This is a genomic window from Microbacterium sp. NPDC064584, from assembly GCF_040687315.1.
Lineage (GTDB): Bacteria > Actinomycetota > Actinomycetes > Actinomycetales > Microbacteriaceae > Microbacterium > Microbacterium lacus.
The window spans coordinates 72,720-91,146 of record NZ_JBFBMZ010000011.1; the positions used below are offsets into that span (position 1 = coordinate 72,720).

Genomic DNA, 18,427 nt, shown 5'->3' on the forward strand with positions numbered 1-18,427 from the left:
CTCCGACGGTACACCGGCCGGTGTCGCACCCCCAGGCCATCCTTGAGGAATGGACGCACTCACTCTCTCCGTGGTGGCGATCGGCGCTCTCGCAGCCGGTCTGCTCGCCGGCTGGGCGGCCGGCGCCGCGCGCGCTTCCACGCGCGCGAACGGGGCGCTCACCGCGGCGCAGACGCGACTGGCGGCCGAGCAGGCGACGCGGGCGGGGGTCCAGGCGCAGCTCGAGCATCAGCAGGTGCTCTATCGCGAGCTGGCCGCGCAGGCGCGCACCGATCAGGCGCTGCGCGAAGAGCGCGAGCGACGGGAGCAGTCGGTCCTCCGCGCCCTCGCACCCGTGCACGAGACGCTCCAGAACATGCAGAACAAGGTCGACGACCTCGAACGCGACCGTCACGCGCAGTTCGGCACGCTCGCCGAGCAGCTGCGGCAGGCTCAGCTGTCCGACGAGGCACTGCGCGCGACGACCGAGTCGCTCGCCAGCGCGCTGCGTTCGGGCAGCACCCGAGGGGTGTGGGGTGAGACGCAGCTGCGCCGCGTCGTCGAGGCCGCCGGCCTGACCCGCTACATCGACTTCGATACGCAGATCTCGATCACCTCGGATGCCGGGGCCGGTCGGCCCGACATGGTCATCCGCCTGCCCGGGGGCAAGGCCATCGCCGTCGACGCGAAGGTGCCGCTCGATGCCTACCTCGAGGCGAGTGCGATCGCTCCGTCGGCGCAGGGTGCCGAAGGGGCGCGCCGCTCCACGCTGCTCGACAAGCACGTCCGAGCGGTCCGCGCGCACATCGACGCCCTCGCGAAGAAGGCGTACTGGGCCGGCTTGGAGACGAGCCCGGAATTCGTCGTGTGCTTCGTGCCGAGCGAATCCCTGCTCTCGGCCGCCCTCGAACAGGACCCCGCGCTGCTGGACTATGCGTTCGGCAAGCGTGTCGCGCTCGCCTCCCCCGTCAACCTGTGGGCGGTCCTGAAGACCGTGGCGTACACGTGGACCCAGCAGGACGTCTCCCAGGAGGCCCGCGCGCTGTTCGATCTGGGCAACGAACTGTACGAGCGGCTCGGAACCCTCGCCGGGCACGCCGACGACCTCCGACGCGCGATCGAGCGGACGGTCGACAGCTACAACAGGTTCGCCGGCTCCCTCGAGACGCGCGTCCTGGTGTCCGCGCGCCGGTTCCCCGGAATCGATCAGACGAAACTTGACGCGCTGAGCGAGCCGGCCGGCATCGAGCGCGCGCCGCGTCGACTCACGGCTCCCGAATTCGTCGAGCCTGCCGCGGTGAACGCGCCGCACACCACGGATGCGGCATCCGAGCCGAGGGTCATCGCGGACCTCGGCGACGTCCGCGATCGGCTGTCGACCCGCGAGTGATCCACGAGCGTGACGTGAGCCGCGTGGCGGCTCAGGCGCCCCCGGGAACGAAGCTCAGGAGGGCGACCACGGCGACGGACACGCCGACGAACGCACCCACCATCCACCACGCCGAGACCTGATGGTCCTCGTCGCGGCGGACGCGGAAGAGGACGTCGGGACGCCGGGCCGGGTCGGTCGCGTCGGCGACCACCGCGATCGCGCCGGTCTGCGGCCGGGCACCACTGGCTTGTGCGGACATCGGGAGACCCTTCGGGTACGGAGACAATCGCGCATCCCCATCGACACAGGTTCGATTCTGCCAGAGAACGTCGCCGAACCGTGTGACGATTCGGTCACCCTGCGCGCCGCGCCGCTACAGCCACTTCGAGGTGAGGTGCTCCGAGACGATGCGGCGGAGGGTGCCTGAGCGCCCGCGCAGCACGACGCTCTCGCTGTAGATGAAGTCGCCCTCTCGGCGCACGCCGGCGACGAGCTGACCGTCCGTCACGCCGGTCGCGACGAAGATCGTGTTCTGTCCCGTGACCAGCTCGTCGGCTTCGTAGACGTGCCCGTCGGTCTTCAGGCCGTGATCCGCGCCCTTCTGCTTCTCGTCGTCGTTGCGCGGCCAGAGCACGCCCTGGATGTGACCGCCGAGCGCCTTGATCGCGCACGCGGTGACGATGCCCTCCGGGCTCCCGCCGATGCCGACGCACATGTCGGTCCGGGCGTTGTGCCGCGCGGCGTTGATTCCGCCGGCGACGTCGCCGTCGGACATGAGTCGGGTGCCCGCTCCCGCTTCGCGGATCTCGGCGATGAGCTGTTCGTGGCGCGGACGGTTCAGGACCGAGACGACCATCTCGTCGATCGGCTTGCCCAGCGCTTTCGCGAGAAGCCGGATGTTCTCGCCGATCGGCAGGCGGATGTCCACGACGCCGACTCCGGCGGGTCCGGTGACCAGCTTGTCCATGTAGAAGACGGTGGATGCGTCCAGCATGCTGCCACGGTCGGACACGGCGATCACCGACAGCGCGTTCTGGCGGCCCGCCGCCGTGAGCGAGGTGCCGTCGATCGGGTCGACGGCGACGTCGCACTGCGGACCCCGGCCGTTGCCGACCTTCTCTCCGTTGAACAGCATGGGCGCTTCGTCCTTCTCGCCCTCGCCGATCACGATCGTGCCGTCGAAGTTCACCGTGTTGAAGAACGCCCGCATCGCGTCGACCGCGGCGCCATCGGCGGCGAGCTTGTCGCCTCGACCGATGAATGGCACCGCCCGGATGGCCGCGGCCTCGGTCGCACGGACGAGCTCCAGCGCGAGGTTTCGGTCGGGATGCAGCGGACTCATGTCGGCGGTAAGGCTCACCATGAGGTCAGCCTAGCCACGGGCCGCCCCGCCGACCGGGAAACGCCCGGCCGGCGGAGCGAAGGATTCGCGTTTCTTGACGCAGCGGCATCCTCGAGCAGGTCGAGCGTCACGCGGACACACCGCCGACGAGCGCCCAGACGAGGAATGTGAGGAGGAATCCGACGATGCCGAGGATCGTCGTCAGCACCGTCCAGCTCCGCAGACCATCCGCGACGCTCAGGCCGAGATAGCGCGTGACCACCCAGAACCCCGAGTCGTTGACGTGGGACAGACCGAGGGCGCCGAAGGCGATGGCCAGCGTGATCACGACCACCTGGATCGGGCTGTATCCGCCCGAGAGGACGGCCTCGGAGAGGAGACCGGCAGTGGTGAGGATCGCGACCGTCGCCGAGCCCTGGGCGGCGCGCAGCGCGAGGGACACGAGGAACGCCAGGACGATGATCGGAAGCCCCGTGGTCAGGAGGGTGTCGGCGAGCGCCTTGCCGATCCCCGACTCGGTGAGGATGCGGGCGAACGCGCCGCCCGCTCCGGTCACGAGGATCACGATCGCCGCGGGCGGGAGGGCCGACTCGAAGACCTCGGAGATGTGGGCGCTCGACCAGCCGCGCCGGACGCCGAGGAAGAAGCCGGCGAGCAGGACGGTGACCAGTAGCGCGAAGATCGGGGCGCCGATGAACCCGAGGACGTCGCGCGCGGGGGATCCCACCGGAAGGACGGTCGCCGCCGTCGTGCCGAGGCCGATCATCACCAGCGGGGTCAGGATCAGCGTCAGGATCATCGCGGCCGACGGCGGGGCCTCGGTGCGGGTGAGCGTTCCGGTCATGGTCGTGCCGGGGCCGACGCCGCCGATGCCGGTGTCATCGCCGCCGCCGAAGTCCTCGAACATGACCTTCGTGGAGGCCAGCATCGGGAACTCGCGCCGATTGATCCACTTCGAGACGAAGTGCGAGAGGACGCCCAGCGGAATGGCGATCGCGATGCCGAGAAGGGTCAGCATGCCCACGTCGGCGCCGAGCAGCGATGCACCGCCCACGATGCCGGGGTGCGGCGGCACGGCGACGTGCACCGCGAGCATCACACCGGCGATCGGCAGGCCGAACTTGACCGGATTGAGTCCCGCCGCGTGGCTGAAGCCGTAGATGATCGGCACGAGGATGATGAACCCGACGTCGAAGAAGACCGGGATCGCCAGCACGAGTGCCGCTGCGGTGAGCGCACCCGAGACGCGGCGCGGACCCAGGAGCTTGGTGAACCGGCCCGAGAGGCTCGTGGCTCCCCCGGAGAGCTCGATGATCCGGCCGAGCATCGAGCCGAGCGCCACCAGGATCGCGACCGATCCGAGCGTGCCGCCCATACCCGCGATGATCGCCGGGATGATGCCGAGCTTCTCCGGAGTGTCCTCTGTCGCGGGGATCGTCGCGAGCGGGATGCCGGCGGCGAGGCCGACGAGGATGCTCGTGATCAGCAGAGCGAGGAAGGCGTTGACCTTCAGTTTGACGATCAGCAGGAGCAGAAGCAGGATGCCTCCGACTCCGATGGCGAGCAGGACGGGAGTGGACATGAACGTGTCTCCTTCGACGTGTTTCGTGGTGGGGGGTGTCAGGCGTTGCGACGGGTGGGGGCGATCACCTTGATGACAGCCGAGTCGTCGTGGGCGGCGAGGCCCTGCGCTTCGCCGATCAGGTAGAGCTGCTCGGCCGCGGCTGCGAGCGGGGTCGCGAGGTGGGCTGCGCGGGCCGCCTTCGTGACGATCCCCATGTCCTTGACGAAGATGTCGAGGCGGCTGAGCACCTCCGCGCCATCGGCGTCGTAGGCCTGCAGCGCACGGGGTCCGCGATTGGCCAGCATGAAGGACGCGGCCGCTCCCGCTCCCAGCGCCTCCAAGGTGCGCTCGGTGTCCAGGCCCAGTGCATCGGCGAGAGCGAGCGCCTCGGCCGCCGCGGCGATGTGCACGCCGCACAGCAGCTGGTTCACCGTCTTGAGCGCCTGGCCGTCGCCGGGACGGTCGCCCACGACGGTGAGCGTCGAAGCCAGCCGCTCCAGGATCGGCGCGGCCTTCGCTCGCGCCGCCGGGGTGGCCCCCACGACGATCAGCAGATCGCCCGCACCGGCGCGCGCCGGCCCGCCGCTGAGCGGAGCGTCGACGAGCTCGATGTCGGACTCCCCCAGGCGCGCGACGACGTCGGCGAGCCCGTCCGTCCCGACCGTGCTGGTGAGAATGACGATCGATCCCCGCGCCAGGCTCGGCGCGATGCCGTTCTCACCGAACAGCACGTCGGAGAGCTGGGCGGAGTCCCGCACGGCGAGAAGCACCGCGTCCGCCGCGGAGACGGCCTCGACGGCGGACGCGCAGCGCACGATGCCGGCTCCCTCGGCGAGGTCGAGCCGGGAGGGGTTGATGTCGAACCCGCGGACGGGCAGGTCTTCGGCGAGCCGGGTGGCCATGGGAAGACCCATGGCGCCGAGCCCGAGGACGGCGACGGTCGGAGTGGTCATCAGGGTGCCTTTCGTTTTGCTCAGCGCTGAGCGGCCGAGTGGGATGCGGGGGCGGAGAGCTTCTCGACTGCTTCGGTGAGCGTGGTGTCGGAACCGACGTTGCCGGCGAAGACGACGTACGGGATGCCCGTGGCGGGTCCCTCGGCGGGCTCCCACACCGAGACGATTCCCGGGAAGAGCGATCCGCGGACGATCGCGCGGCGGATGGACAGACCGCGACTCGCGACGTCACTCGAGGTGATGCCGCCTTTCGCGATCACGAAACGTGGCGGACGCGCGGCGAGCGTGCGGCTCACGACGGCGACGAGGGCATCCGAGACACGGCGCGAGATCGCGAGGCTCTCGTCGGGATCCTCCGTCCGGATGAGGGTGCGACTGGAGTGCACGATGACATCACCGTCCGCGAGGGACGAGACGACCCGGTCGACGGCGGCCTCGAGCGTCGCGGCGACGGTCGAATCGTCGAGGATGGACGGTACGTCGAGCTCGACGACGGCGGCATCGGGCCGGCGCGCCGTGAGATCGGCGAGCTGGCGACTCGTGAGACCCACGTGGGATCCGACGACGATGAGTCCCCCGCGGGTCGTCGATTCAGCGGCATCCGCGTCGTCGATCTCGAGCGGGGTGCGCTGGGGCTGTCCGATGCGCGCCCGCACGAAGGGCGGGCCGACACGGTAGACGAAGCTGCGTCCGCCCGCTTCGGCGAGTTCGAGGCCGAGCGCGAGCTGTCGCATGTCGTCTTCCACCACGACGTCGGCGGCGAACACCGAGCCGGGGGCGGCCGAACACAGCGCCTCGGCGATGCGCTCGGCTCCGGCCCTGATCGTGTCGAGCGTGAGTTCGACGACCTGCGCCGCGGCGATCCCGCCCCGGCTCTTCTCTTCGACCCAGTCCGCGAGCCGCGAGGAACGGTATCCGAAGGTGGAGTCTTGCGCGAATTCCGTCTGCCCGATCGGTGTGAACTCGACGCCGTCGGTCATCCCGTGCACGCCGCCGATCGTGATCCGGCCGGCATCGGGGAACGCGGGGACGAGCACGACACCGTCGACGGCGGGCTCACCGAGCCCGTCGAGCGTCGCGACGATGACGTCGGGCTCGAGGGGGAAGTGTCCGCGGAGGGTCGAGTCGCTCCGGCTGGTGAAGACGGGGCGGATGCCGCGGGCACGCGTCGCGGCCACCGCAGCCGTCACGACCTCACGGTTGATGCGGGCAGCCGTCTCGGCGTCGAAGCTGCGGGTGTTCGTCAGCACGTAGACCGCCGGCGCGCCGGTGTCCAGAGCCCAGTCGAGGTCCTCGACCGCCCACTGGGTGAGCACCGGCAGATCGGCGACCGACTGCGTTCCGGTGGGGTCGTCGTCGAGAACGATGTGAACGCGACGCGAGTGGCGCACGCGGTCGGCGATCACCGCGGGGTTCACCGGCTGCGACACCGGGTACGGGCTCAACAGCGCATCCAGCTTCATGACAACTCCATCGTCGATCAACGTCTTCGTTAGGTACCTGCTGTCAGGTGTCATACAGGTTGACAGATGCGACGCGTGGTGTCAATAGGAGGCGCTCAGTCGCTCTCGGCGAGCACGTACGTGTGCAGGTCCTGGAGGGTCTGCTGCATGTGGTGCTCCATCGAGGCACGCGCGCGCACGGCGTCCCCTTCCCGAAGCGCGGCGAGAACGGCGGCATGCTCGTCGATCGCGTGCCGCTGGATTTCGGGGACGCGCGAGGTCTGCGCGCGACGCTCGGCCAGCACGCGGGTGAGCGGCTCGAACAGCGCGGCGAGGAACACGTTCCCCGAGCCGCGCAGGATCAGATCGTGGAACCGGAGGTCCGCTTCGACGAACGCATCGACGTCGCCCGCGCCGCTTGCCCCCCGCATCCGCTCGACGCACGACGCGAGCTCATCCAGCGCCGCACCGTTCAGACGCGGCGCGGCGAGCGCGGCCGCCTCTGCCTCGAACATCCGCCGCACCGCGATGAGCTGCGTCGCCACCTCGCCGTCGTTGCCTCGCGCCGACCGATAACGGAGGATCGCCGCGAGCGATTGCCAGTCCTCCAGCGGTGTGACGACCGAGCCGATCCCCGACGTCACGCGGACGATGCCCTGCGTCGTCAGGACGCGGAGCGCTTCGCGCACCGTCACACGGCTGACGTCGTACGCCTCGCCGATCTCGGCTTCGCTCGGCAGTGGTGCCCCGACATCGAGGTCGCCCGAGACGATGCGGTCCAGGAGCGCGTCGGCCACGACCGAGACGAGGGATTTGCGAGGCATCCGGGCTCCTTCCCCGCGTGGTGTCGTGGGTAGCCTAACGGTCGCGGCGGGGCGCCCTTCGCTAGAGTGACGGTGAAACCCTGCACACGACCAAGGAGCCGTCATGCCCGTCGCCACCCCCGAGCAGTACGCCGAGATGCTGGACCGCGCGAAGGCGGGCGGGTTCGCCTACCCCGCGTTCAACGCGTCGAGTTCGCAGAGCGTGAACGCGATCCTGCAGGGCCTGACCGAAGCGGGATCCGACGGCATCATCCAGGTCACGACCGGCGGCGCCGACTACTTCGCCGGCCACACCGTCAAGGCCCGCGCGACCGGTGCCCTGGCATTCGCGAAGTACGTCCACGAAGTGGCCAAGAGCTACCCCGTCACGGTCGCCCTGCACACCGACCACTGCCCCAAGCCCGCGCTCGAGGACTTCGTCCTGCCGCTGATCGCGGAGTCCGAGAAGGTCGTCGCCGACGGCGGACAGCCGATCTTCCAGTCGCACATGTGGGACGGCTCGGCGGTGCCGCTCGATGAGAACATCGAGATCGCCCAGGAGCTTCTGCCGCGCCTGAAGGCGATCAACGCGATCCTCGAGGTCGAGATCGGCGTCGTCGGCGGCGAAGAGGACGGCGTCAAGCACGAGGGCTCCAACGAGGCGCTCTACACGACGGTCGCCGATGTGACCAAGGCCGTCGAGGGTCTGGGACTCGGTGAGAACGGCCGCTGGATCGCCGCGCTCACGTTCGGCAACGTCCACGGCGTGTACAAGCCCGGCAACGTCAAGCTGCGCCCCGAGCTTCTCGGCGAGATCCAGGAGGGCATCGCCGCGAAGTTCGGCACCGGCCCCAAGCCCCTCGACCTGGTCTTCCACGGCGGTTCCGGCTCCACCGATGAGGAGATCGCGCTCGCGGTCGCGAACGGCGTCATCAAGATGAACATCGATACCGACACCCAGTACGCGTTCACGCGCGCGGTGGCCGGCTTCATGTTCCAGAACTACGACGGCGTGCTGAAGGTCGACGGCGAGGTCGGCAACAAGAAGGCCTACGACCCGCGTGCGTGGGGCAAGATCGCCGAGTCGGCGATGGCCGCCCGCGTCGTGCAGGCCACGCAGCAGCTCGGCTCCGCGGGACACTCCCAGAGCTGAACCCCCGTACTCCGCGATGCCCCGGTCCGGCTGGACCGGGGCATCGCGCCGTTCGGGGACCATTACGACCGAAAGTCGACGACCGCATCGACCCCGCACAGGATCGACACGTGCGCACATCGGCCGTGCGCGCAGAACGTGGAGAACCGATGACCGAGACTTCGACCCGCCCGCGGATCAGCGCCGATCGGGCGAGATCCTGGATGCTGCGCTCGCCGCTCGCGCCATCGGACGCGGTCACCCCGGACGCGCTCGTCCTGGACCTCGAGGACGGGCTGGCGCCCGAGCTCAAGGACGAAGGGCGTGAGGCAGCCGCCGCCGTGCTCGGGCGGCGGGAGGCGTGGGTGCGCGTGAGCGGACACGGCACTCCAGCCTGGGATGCCGATCTGCGTGCCGTGGGCTCGGCAGCGGGGCTGCAGGGCATCGTCCTCGCGGAGACCGCCTCCGCCGCCCAGGTGGAGGCGACCGCGGAGCGAGTCCCCGCGGGAACGAGGATCGTCGCGCTGATCGAATCGGCCATCGGGCTGGAGCGTGCGCTGTCGATCGCGTCGCACCCGGCGACCTTCCGTCTCGCGTTCGGCAGCGGCGATTTCCGTCGCGACACCGGAATGGCCGACGACCCCGTGGTGCTGTCGTGGCCCCGCGCCCGACTCGTGGTAGCCAGTGCCGCCGCCGGCATCCCCGCTCCGATCGACGGACCGTGCCTCGGGTCGCCCACCGACGCCCTGGCCGCTGCGCGTCACGCGCTGGCGATGGGGATGACCGGCAAGCTCGTCCTGCGGGATGACCACCTCGCGCCGCTGCACGAGGGTCTCTCGCCGACGACGGATGCCATCCGGGACGCCATCCGGATCCTCGACGGCCCCGTTCACGGTGACGGCTCGTATGCTCCCGCTCGCGCCCGCGCCGAACTCCTCCTCGAGCGCGCCGCCGCGTTCGGACTCGCCGCCGCGCGCTGAGACCGTCAGGCGGGGTCGCGATAGCCGACGAGAAGTCCCGGAGCGCCTTCGGGACGTGAGATGACCTCGATGGGGTCACCCGCCTGCACCGAACCGTTGCGGAGGACTCTCAGGTACGGACCGAGGCGGCGTTCGGACGAGAAGCGCTTCACCCAGCCCCGCTGCTCGGCACCACCCACCCACCGCGCGAACGTCTGGCACGGAGTGCGCGGCATCGTGACCTCCACCGTGCAGACCTCTCCGATCCGCCACACCTCGCCGATCACGCTCGCATTCACATCGAGACCCTCGGTCCGCAGGTTCTCACCGAAGAACCCCGGCGGCAGCGACCGTCCGAGCTCCTCCTCCCAGAAGGCGGCGTCCTCCGCGGCGTAGGCGTACAGCGCCTTGTCGAGACCGCCGTGATGCTTGCGATCGGCCTGGACATCCGCACCCACGCCGTAGCGACCGATGCGTACGCGACCCTCGAGAGGACGCTTGTCGATCGCGGTGACGCGATCCCTGCCGCCGTCCGGCCGCAGGGCGGACACGGCGCACACCGCGACCAGGCGCGGCATCACCGGGCGCTGTTCAGGATCGCGTTCCACAGCGTCGGATCCGACACGATCGGCACCATCAGCAGGATGCCGATGACGAACGTGAAGACCACTCCCGCTGTCAGCGGAATCCACCAGGTGAGTCTCCCCTTCGACATGCTGCGCCACGAGATGAGCGCGGTCGCCAGCCAGCCGACAGCCAGGATCACCGCCGCCGCGATCGCCCACGGTCTGCCCGCCGAAACGTCCGCGAGCTGCGCGTCGACTCCCGCCATGCCCATCACGGTCGACACGTACGCGCCGTAATCCACGATGCTGGGGATGCCGGTCGCCACGTTGACCAGACCATAGGCCAGCAGCGCGATCGTGGCGACGCGGTCGGCGAAGCGGCTCTTCGGCGGGGCGACAGGCTGGGCCTGTGAAGCCGGTGCGTCGGCAGGCGCCGCGCCCGCAAGCGCGTCGGGATCCTGTCCGGTCTCCAGCAGCCAGGTCATCTCGGGCTGCTTGATGCGGGCCCGCTGTTCTTCCGGCGTCGCGTACTCGCCGTACTGCGGCCGGGGGCGCGACGGGTCCGGATCGCTCACGTCGTACGTCCGCCGAGAGCGCGCTCGTCCCGGCGACCCGAGGCGTCCTGCCGCAGCTCCTTCGGAAGCGAGAACATCAGGTCTTCCTGCGCGGTCTTGACCTCCTCGATCGTGCCGTAGCCGGCGTCGGCGAGATCGGCCAGGACCTCCTGCACGAGGACTTCGGGGACGGAAGCTCCGCTGGTCACACCCACGGTCTCGACGCCGTCCAGCCACTCCTGCTTGAGCTCGTGCGCGTAATCGACGCGGTACGCCGCCTTCGCGCCGTACTCGAGGGCGACTTCGACCAGGCGCACGCTGTTGGACGAGTTCGCGGAGCCGACCACGATCACCAGATCGGCATCCTTCGCGACCTTCTTGATCGCGACCTGACGATTCTGCGTCGCGTAGCAGATGTCGTCCGACGGCGGATCCTGCAGCTGCGGGAACCGCTCGCGCAGTCGCCGCACGGTCTCCATCGTCTCGTCCACCGACAGCGTCGTCTGCGACAGCCACACGACCTTAGACGGGTCGCGCACCTCCACCGTGTCCGCGTGCTCGGGCGAATTCACGATCGTGACGTGCTCGGGCGCCTCGCCGGCGGTGCCCTCGACCTCTTCATGACCCTCGTGGCCGATGAGCAGGATCTCGAAGTCGTCCCGGGCGAAGCGCACGGCCTCGCGATGCACTTTCGTCACCAGCGGGCAGGTCGCGTCGATCGCCTGCAGGTGCCGCTCCGATGCCGCCGAGACGACGGCGGGCGAGACGCCGTGCGCGCTGAAGACGACGTGTGCGCCTTCGGGGACCTCGTCGACCTCCTCGACGAACACCGCGCCGGCGGCCTCGAGCTCGGTCACGACGTGGATGTTGTGCACGATCTGCTTGCGGACGTAGACCGGCGCACCGTAGCGCTCGAGAGCCTTCTCCACCGCGATCACCGCACGATCCACACCCGCGCAGTAGCCGCGCGGTGCCGCCAGCAGCACCTTCTTGTGTCCCTGCACCGGGATATCCTGAAGGCGCTCGCGCTGCCGCGGAATGCGGGGGACGGGCAGACGGACGGCCGAGGTGCTCACAGCTCAAGTCTACGGGGGCGCCCTGGGCGACGGCCGTGCGATCGGGCCGCCGTGCCGCCACCACGAGAGGATCGGATGACGACGTTCCGCGCTGACCCCGTCGCCGGGGAGGCCCCGCCGCCGGATGCCGTGCGCCCGCGGGACTCCACATCCGACTCCCCCACCTCGGTCGCCCGCCTCAACGACACGATCCGCGGGTTCGTCGAAACCTGGGGGTCCGTGTGGGTCGAGGGCGAGATCACGTCGTGGAACGTCCGCACCGGCAATGTGTTCGGCCGGATGAAGGACCTCGGCACCGATGCGACCATCTCGTTCCGCATCTGGTCGAGCACGCGTCAGCGACTCCCGGCGGATCTTTCCGTCGGCGATCACGTCATCGCCTGCGTCAAGGCGGACTACTTCGTGAAGTCGGGCGACTTCAGCTTCTCCGTCTCGGCGATGCGCCACGTCGGGCTCGGCGACCAGCTCGAGAAGCTCGAGCGTCTGCGCGCGAAACTCCGCGGCGAAGGACTTTTCGACCCGGCCCGAAAGAAGCCGATCCCGTTCCTGCCCCACGTGGTCGGACTCATCACGGGCGAGAAGTCCGACGCCGAGAAGGACGTCCGGCACAACGCCGAGCTGCGCTGGCCGCAGGTGCGCTTCCGCACCGCGTACGCCGCGGTCCAGGGAGACCGCTGCGTCCCCGAGACGATCGGCGCGCTTCGGGCACTGGATGCCGATCCCTCGGTCGACGTGATCGTCATCGCCCGCGGCGGCGGCGACCCGCAGCACCTCCTGGGGTTCAGCGACGAGCGCCTCCTGCGCGCCGTGGCAGCGGCATCCACTCCCGTCGTCAGCGCGATCGGGCACGAGAACGACCACCCCCTGCTGGACGACGTCGCGGACCTCCGCGCGTCGACCCCCACGGACGCGGCCAAGCGGATCGTCCCGGACGTCCTCGAGCAGCGCGCGCTGGTCGCCCAGCTCCGCTCACGCCTGTCGATGAGACTGTCCCAGCGGGTCGCGCACGACATCGCCCAACTCGAGCAGCTCCGCTCGCGGCCCGTCCTGCGGACACCCGAGACGATGATCGACGCGCGCTCGCAGCAGCAGTGGCTGCTGCTCTCCCGCGGGCGGGACGTGATCGACCGGCGGCTCGAAGCGCAGGCGCGGCGCGCCGCGGAGCTGCGGGCGGCGCTGCGCACCCTCTCCCCCGCGTCGACCCTCGCCCGCGGCTATGCGATCGCCCACCTGCCGAGCGGAGCGATCGTGCGCGATGCGAGCGAGGCCGAGGCGGGCGCGAGCGTCGTCGTGACCGTCGGCCGCGGCTCGTTCGCGGCCCGCTCCGAGGGCGAGGTCGGCGAGCGATGACCCTGCTCGAGAACGCGCAGCCGAGCGGGTGCGCGGCGCGGACGTCTCTAGAATGAATCTCATGAGCGCACCGACCGAAGGCGTGGCCGACGTCGCGGGCCTCTCGTTCGAACAGGCTCGGGACGAGCTCGTGCGCGTCGTCGCCGAACTCGAGCAGGGCGCCCCGACGCTGGAGCATTCGCTCGAACTGTGGGAACGCGGCGAGGCACTCGCGGCGCGATGTGAGGAATGGCTGCTCGGCGCGAAGCGTCGGCTCGACGAGGCCCGCTCCGGCGGCGGAAGCGCGGACGCCTGATGGCTCGTGACCCGCGTATCGTCGCCGAGCTCGGCCGACCGGAGACGCCCGACGAAGCCGCCGATCGCAAGGCGGAGTCTTCGCGCATCTACCGGGCGAGCCAGAACACCCGCAATCTGATCGCGGCTCTCCTGGTCACCCTGGGCGTGGTCCTCGTGATCGTGTTCGCGGTGCCGCGGGGCACGCCCCCGCCGCGCGAACCCATCGATGTCGCCGCGGTCGCGGAGTCGATCTCGCAGGCTGAGGGGCGCACGGTGCTCGTCCCCGGCGTGCCGACCGAATGGCTGGTGAACCGGGCGTCGATCGAAGGCGATGCGATCCCCGCGTGGACGATCGTGTACGTGCCGGACGAGACGAGCGGCTTCCTGCGCTTCGCTCAGGGATTCGACGCCGACCCGGCGTGGACGACGCGTGTGCTGAGCGGCGCCTCTGCGGACGGCACCGTTGAGATCGACGGCATCCAGTGGGACACGTACGCGATCCCCGACCCCTCGCGAGCCGGCAACGTCTCGGCCGCCCTGAGCACGCAGGCAGGGTCGGACGTCGTGCTGATCTACGGATCGACCGATGCCGCGACGCTCGAGCTCGTGGCCGCGTCGGTCTCGGATCAGATCGCGGCGCTGCGCGCCGAGACGAGCGAACAGGAGTGAGCGTGACCGAACCCAGCCCGCTGAAGGCCTGGCAGGAGATGCAGCGGGGCAACGCGCGGTTCGTCGCCGGAGAACCCCGACACCCGCGGCAGGATGTCGATCGGCGGGCCGAGCTCGCCACGGGTCAGCGTCCGCGTGCTGCCCTCTTCGGGTGTTCTGACTCGCGACTGTCCGCCGAGATCATCTTCGACAAGGGCCTGGGCGACCTCTTCGTCGTGCGCAACGCCGGGCAGGTCATCTCCGACTCGGTCGTCGGCAGCCTCGAGTACGCGGTCGCCGTTCTGGAGGTGCCGCTCATCGTCGTCCTCGGGCACGACGCGTGCGGCGCCGTCGGTGCTGCGATCGACAGCGTCGCCCTCGAGGCCCCCGCGCTTCCACCGCGCATCTGGCGGCAGATCGCGCCGATCGTTCCCGCCGTGCGTCGTGTGCAGCGTGAGATGACCGTCGACGGGGCGGTGCCGGCCGTCATCGATGCCGACCGCGTCGGCCGCGAGCACCTCCGCGACACGGTGGCCGAGCTCCTGCACTCGTCCGAGCTGATCAGCGACGCCGTGGCGGAGCGTCGCCTGGCGATCGTGGGTGCGAACTACCGACTCGCCGAGGGCACGGCCGTGCCCGATGTGATCCTCGGCGCCGAAGACTGACCCGTCGGCGCCGCGACGGTGCCGTGAAGACAACCCCGACCTCTGGAGGAACGACGACGTGACCGACATCGAGTACCGCATCGAACACGACACGATGGGCGAGGTGCGCGTGCCGCGCGATGCGCTGTACGCCGCGCAGACGCAGCGCGCCGTGGAGAACTTCCCGATCTCGGGCGATGCCCTCGACCCGGCGCAGATCGTCGCGCTCGCCCGCATCAAGAAGGCCGCCGCGCTGGCGAACAAGGAGCTCGGGACACTGGACGGCGCGATCGCGGACGCGATCGCGCGCGCCGCGGACCGGATCATCGCCGGCGAGCACGCCGACCAGTTCCCTATCGACGTCTACCAGACCGGCAGCGGTACGTCGTCGAACATGAACATGAACGAAGTGCTCGCGACCCTCGCGTCGCAGGATCTCGGCTCGCCCGTGCATCCGAACGACCACGTGAACGCTTCGCAGTCCTCGAACGACGTGTTCCCCACCTCCGTGCACATCGCCGTGACTCAAGAGCTCATCGATGACCTGATCCCGGCTCTGGATCACCTCGCCGTGGCGTTCGAGGCGAAGGCCGAGGCGTGGAAGGACGTCGTCAAGTCCGGTCGCACCCACCTGATGGACGCGACACCGGTCACACTCGGACAGGAGTTCGGTGGATACGCCCGCCAGATGCGCCTGGGCATCGAACGCGTGCAGGCGGTGCTGTCGCGCGTTGCCGAGGTCCCTTTGGGCGGCACCGCTGTCGGCACCGGGATCAACACCCCGCTCGGGTTCCCGCAGAAGGTCATCGCGCTCATCGCGTCCGACACCGAGCTGCCCATCACCGAGGCCAAGGACCACTTCGAGGCGCAGGCGAACCGGGACGGTCTCGTCGAAGCTTCGGGTGCGCTGCGGACGATCGCGGTGTCGCTCACGAAGATCAACAACGACCTCCGCTGGATGGGCTCGGGGCCCAACACCGGACTCGGCGAACTGCACATCCCCGACCTGCAGCCCGGCTCCTCGATCATGCCGGGCAAAGTCAACCCTGTCGTGCCGGAGGCGACGCTCATGGTCTGCGCCCGCGTGATCGGCAATGACGCGACGGTCGCGTGGGCGGGCGCTTCCGGCGCTTTCGAGCTCAACGTCGCGATCCCGGTCATGGGCACCGCCGTGCTGGAGTCCATCCGGCTGCTGGCGAACTCGATGCGCATCCTCGCCGACAAGACGATCGACGGGCTCGAGGCGAACGTCGAGCGGGCGGCGGCATACGCCGGCATGTCCCCGTCGATCGTCACGCCGCTCAACAAGCTCATCGGCTACGAGGCCGCCGCGAAGATCGCGAAGCACTCCGTCGCGAAGGGGATCACCGTCCGTGAGGCGGTGATCGACCTCGGCTACGTCGAGCGTGGAGAGATCACGATCGAGCAGCTGGACGAGAAGCTCGATCTGCTGTCCATGACGCACGCTGGCTGAGCGCCCCTCCCGAAGTGCCGGGGCGCGGGCGATAATCGGGGGGTGACCCGCCTGCACCGGCCCCTCTCGGCGCGCGCCCGAATCCTCGGCGCGATCCTGGCGGTGGCGTGCATCGGACTCGCCCTCGTGGGCGGGGTGACCTTCCTCGTGCAGCGCGAGCGTGTGCTCACCGAGGTCGACAGCCGCCTGCGTGAACAGGTCGATCGCCTGACGACGGTCGCCGCGGGAGCGGAGCCGCAGACGGATGCCGGGGAACCCACGACCGCCAGCGAGGATCTGGACATCAGCGAATTCACGACGGTCTCGGACTTCCTCTACAGCACCGTCGCACGGCTCTCGCCCGCCCGCAACGAAGGCGCGGTCGCCGTGATCGACGGGAAGACCCGCTACCGTCCGGCGACGCTTTCGGGCTTCGACATCTCCGGGGACCAGCAATTCATCGACCGCGTCGTCGCCGAGACGGCCGGGGGCGAGACCGTCGTCGGGACCGCTGTCACCGAGCGCGGGTCGCTCCGCTACATCGCGATCCCGGTATCGATGCCCGGAGACCCGCAGAAGGGCGTCTACGTCCGCGCGGTGGATCTCGGCGCCGAGCTCAGTCCCGTGACGGCGGCGATCGCCACCTACTCCGCAGCCGCGGTCGTGATGCTCGTGACGATCGGCTTCGTGGGCTGGTTCGTCGCGGGCCGACTGCTCTCCCCCATCCGGCGCCTCCGGGAGGCGGCGGATGCGGTGACCCTGGATGACCTGTCCCCGCGCCTGCCCGCGCGCGGCGACGACGACATCTCCGATCTGACCCGCACCATGAACTCGATGCTCGATCGGCTCGAAGGCTCCGTCGACGTGCAGCGCCAGCTCCTGGACGACGTCCGCCACGAACTGAAGACACCCATCACGATCGTGCGAGGTCACCTCGAGCTCATGGATCCGCGCGATGCCCGAGACGTGGCGGTCACACGCGAGATCGGAATGGCCGAACTCGACCGGATGACCAGGCTCGTGGACGACATCGACCTCCTCGCCACCGTCGAGGGAGACGCCTACGCGATGACCGACGTCGACCTCGGCGCACTCACGGCGCGCATCGGCGAACTCGTCGCGGTGATCCCGGGTCACACGTGGACGGTCGTGGGCGTCGCCGACGGGCAGATCCTGGGCGACTCCGACCGCCTGCTCCAGGCATGGCTGCAGCTGGCCGAGAACGCCGCGAAGTACTCGCCCGCCGGAAGCGAGATCGAGCTGGGCAGTGCGGTGACAGACGCCGCCGCGTTCCTCTGGGTCGCCGATCACGGCCCCGGCATCCCACCGGCTCTGCGACACCGCATCTTCCGCCGGTTCGACCGCGCTCAGGGAACCCGAGCCGTGGGTGGCTCCGGTCTGGGCCTGGCGATCGTCGATGCGATCGCGAAGGGACACGGCGGCACCTGTACCGTCACCGAGACTCCAGGCGGCGGTGCGACGTTCACGGTCCGCATCCCGCTCTCGGCGGCGGAGGTGCCGGCACCGGTCCGGGCCGGCGACGTCGTGCTGCAGAGGGACGCGACCGGATGACCACGATCCTGCTCATCGAGGACGAGCCGCGCATCGCCGCGTTCGTTCGCCGCGGCCTGGATGCCGCCGGCTACTCGACGGTCGTGATCGGCGACGGCGCCGAGGGCCTGCAAAGGGCGCTGCGCGCGGATGTCGACCTCGTGCTGCTGGATGTGGGGCTTCCGAGCATGGACGGCTTCGAAGTGCTGCGCGCCATCCGCAGTCACGGCTCGCCGGTTCCCGTCATCATGCTGACCGCGCGGACCAGCACGAAGGACACGGTGCAGGGCCTCGATCTCGGCGCGAACGACTACGTGCGCAAGCCCTTCACGTTCGAGGAGCTGCTCGCCCGCATCCGTTCACGCCTTCGCGAGAGCACCGCCACCCCCGACGTCTCGGTCACCCACGGCGGGGTCACGCTCGACATCCTCGCTCGGCGGGCCAGCGTGGACGGCCGCGATGTGGAGCTCTCGGCGCGCGAGTTCGCGCTGGCCGAGCAGTTCCTGCGTAGTCCCGGACGCGTGCTCAGCCGCGAGCACCTGCTGAGCCGCGTATGGGGTCTGGACTTCGACCCGGGATCCAATGTCGTGGACGTCTACGTGCGCTACCTGCGCGGCAAGCTCGGCGCCGAGCACATCATCACCGTTCGCGGAGCGGGCTACCGCTGGGAGTGAAGCGGCGGCGCCCACGGAGAAGCCCCCGGTGTGGGGGAAACACCGGGGGCTGGGAGGGGCCGGGCTCGGGGAAGCCGGCCGCGGCGATC

General features: G+C 69.9%; 19 protein-coding genes. 10 read left to right on the forward strand and 9 right to left on the reverse strand.

Going from position 1 to position 18,427, the window contains the following annotated elements; all coding sequences use genetic code 11:
• Positions 1 to 49 precede the first annotated feature (49 nt).
• On the forward strand, positions 50 to 1,369 hold the full coding sequence (locus AB0P18_RS14965; protein WP_363360690.1) for a DNA recombination protein RmuC: 1,320 nt from the start codon (positions 50 to 52) through the stop codon (positions 1,367 to 1,369).
• 31 nt (positions 1,370 to 1,400) lie between these two features.
• Here AB0P18_RS14965 and AB0P18_RS14970 read toward each other — a convergent pair whose 3' ends face one another.
• The 6 genes from AB0P18_RS14970 to AB0P18_RS14995 all read right to left on the reverse strand — a co-directional run bounded on the left by AB0P18_RS14970 (position 1,401) and on the right by AB0P18_RS14995 (position 7,476).
• Positions 1,401 to 1,610: a UDP-N-acetylmuramyl pentapeptide phosphotransferase gene (locus AB0P18_RS14970; RefSeq protein WP_344054486.1), complete on the reverse strand. Its 210-nt coding sequence runs from the start codon at positions 1,608 to 1,610 to the stop codon at positions 1,401 to 1,403.
• 114 nt (positions 1,611 to 1,724) lie between these two features.
• The gene (glpX, locus tag AB0P18_RS14975; RefSeq protein ID WP_344054488.1) at positions 1,725 to 2,714 is read right to left on the reverse strand and encodes a class II fructose-bisphosphatase; all 990 of its coding nucleotides are present in this window, start codon (positions 2,712 to 2,714) and stop codon (positions 1,725 to 1,727) included.
• Positions 2,715 to 2,820: 106 nt separating this feature from the next.
• Positions 2,821 to 4,275 (reverse strand): GntP family transporter, encoded by a 1,455-nt coding sequence (locus tag AB0P18_RS14980; RefSeq protein ID WP_363360691.1) that lies wholly within the window; start codon positions 4,273 to 4,275, stop codon positions 2,821 to 2,823.
• A gap of 38 nt (positions 4,276 to 4,313) precedes the next feature.
• Positions 4,314 to 5,213 carry an NAD(P)-dependent oxidoreductase gene (locus AB0P18_RS14985; protein ID WP_363360723.1) on the reverse strand — a complete coding sequence of 300 codons (900 nt, stop codon included), beginning with the start codon at positions 5,211 to 5,213 and terminating at the stop codon, positions 4,314 to 4,316.
• Between the two features lie 17 nt (positions 5,214 to 5,230).
• Complete coding sequence (locus tag AB0P18_RS14990; RefSeq protein WP_363360692.1) at positions 5,231 to 6,673, reverse strand: four-carbon acid sugar kinase family protein; 1,443 nt, start codon at positions 6,671 to 6,673, stop codon at positions 5,231 to 5,233.
• Positions 6,674 to 6,768: 95 nt separating this feature from the next.
• Positions 6,769 to 7,476, reverse strand: coding sequence for an FCD domain-containing protein (locus AB0P18_RS14995; RefSeq protein ID WP_363360693.1), 708 nt, complete (start codon positions 7,474 to 7,476; stop codon positions 6,769 to 6,771).
• A 103-nt stretch (positions 7,477 to 7,579) separates the two neighbouring features.
• Here AB0P18_RS14995 and fbaA point away from each other — a divergent pair, with 103 nt between their 5' ends.
• Both fbaA and AB0P18_RS15005 read left to right on the forward strand, forming a co-directional pair.
• On the forward strand, positions 7,580 to 8,608 hold the full coding sequence (gene fbaA, locus AB0P18_RS15000) for a class II fructose-bisphosphate aldolase (protein ID WP_344054497.1): 1,029 nt from the start codon (positions 7,580 to 7,582) through the stop codon (positions 8,606 to 8,608).
• A gap of 149 nt (positions 8,609 to 8,757) precedes the next feature.
• Positions 8,758 to 9,567: an aldolase/citrate lyase family protein gene (locus AB0P18_RS15005; RefSeq protein ID WP_363360694.1), complete on the forward strand. Its 810-nt coding sequence runs from the start codon at positions 8,758 to 8,760 to the stop codon at positions 9,565 to 9,567.
• A 5-nt stretch (positions 9,568 to 9,572) separates the two neighbouring features.
• Here the strand turns inward: AB0P18_RS15005 and AB0P18_RS15010 are convergent, their stop codons facing one another.
• The 3 genes from AB0P18_RS15010 to AB0P18_RS15020 are packed head-to-tail and all read right to left on the reverse strand — an operon-like array spanning position 9,573 to position 11,742.
• Positions 9,573 to 10,154: an MOSC domain-containing protein gene (locus AB0P18_RS15010; protein ID WP_363360695.1), complete on the reverse strand. Its 582-nt coding sequence runs from the start codon at positions 10,152 to 10,154 to the stop codon at positions 9,573 to 9,575.
• Positions 10,124 to 10,687, reverse strand: a complete 564-nt coding sequence (locus AB0P18_RS15015; protein ID WP_344054504.1) for a DUF6264 family protein — start codon at positions 10,685 to 10,687, stop codon at positions 10,124 to 10,126. Before AB0P18_RS15015 ends, AB0P18_RS15010 begins: the two co-directional genes overlap by 31 nt.
• On the reverse strand, positions 10,684 to 11,742 hold the full coding sequence (locus AB0P18_RS15020; RefSeq protein ID WP_344054506.1) for a 4-hydroxy-3-methylbut-2-enyl diphosphate reductase: 1,059 nt from the start codon (positions 11,740 to 11,742) through the stop codon (positions 10,684 to 10,686). The genes AB0P18_RS15015 and AB0P18_RS15020 overlap by 4 nt, the downstream gene beginning before the upstream one ends.
• A 75-nt stretch (positions 11,743 to 11,817) precedes the next feature.
• Here AB0P18_RS15020 and xseA point away from each other — a divergent pair, with 75 nt between their 5' ends.
• The 7 genes from xseA (at position 11,818) to AB0P18_RS15055 (ending at position 18,338) form a co-directional block, all read left to right on the forward strand.
• Positions 11,818 to 13,092, forward strand: a complete 1,275-nt coding sequence (gene xseA, locus AB0P18_RS15025) for an exodeoxyribonuclease VII large subunit (RefSeq protein WP_363360696.1) — start codon at positions 11,818 to 11,820, stop codon at positions 13,090 to 13,092.
• A 61-nt stretch (positions 13,093 to 13,153) separates the two neighbouring features.
• A complete protein-coding gene (locus AB0P18_RS15030; RefSeq protein ID WP_363360697.1) occupies positions 13,154 to 13,387 on the forward strand; it encodes an exodeoxyribonuclease VII small subunit in 234 nt (77 codons plus the stop codon).
• Complete coding sequence (locus tag AB0P18_RS15035) at positions 13,387 to 14,037, forward strand: DUF4245 family protein (RefSeq protein ID WP_344054512.1); 651 nt, start codon at positions 13,387 to 13,389, stop codon at positions 14,035 to 14,037. Before AB0P18_RS15030 ends, AB0P18_RS15035 begins: the two co-directional genes overlap by 1 nt.
• Before the next feature lie 38 nt (positions 14,038 to 14,075).
• Positions 14,076 to 14,681, forward strand: a complete 606-nt coding sequence (locus AB0P18_RS15040; RefSeq protein ID WP_344055843.1) for a carbonic anhydrase — start codon at positions 14,076 to 14,078, stop codon at positions 14,679 to 14,681.
• Positions 14,682 to 14,739: 58 nt separating this feature from the next.
• Positions 14,740 to 16,134, forward strand: coding sequence for a class II fumarate hydratase (locus AB0P18_RS15045; RefSeq protein WP_344054514.1), 1,395 nt, complete (start codon positions 14,740 to 14,742; stop codon positions 16,132 to 16,134).
• A gap of 42 nt (positions 16,135 to 16,176) precedes the next feature.
• Entirely contained in the window at positions 16,177 to 17,685 is a 1,509-nt protein-coding gene (locus tag AB0P18_RS15050) for a HAMP domain-containing sensor histidine kinase (RefSeq protein ID WP_363360698.1), read from the forward strand.
• Positions 17,682 to 18,338: a response regulator transcription factor gene (locus AB0P18_RS15055; protein WP_363360699.1), complete on the forward strand. Its 657-nt coding sequence runs from the start codon at positions 17,682 to 17,684 to the stop codon at positions 18,336 to 18,338. The genes AB0P18_RS15050 and AB0P18_RS15055 overlap by 4 nt, the downstream gene beginning before the upstream one ends.
• Positions 18,339 to 18,427 lie beyond the last annotated feature (89 nt).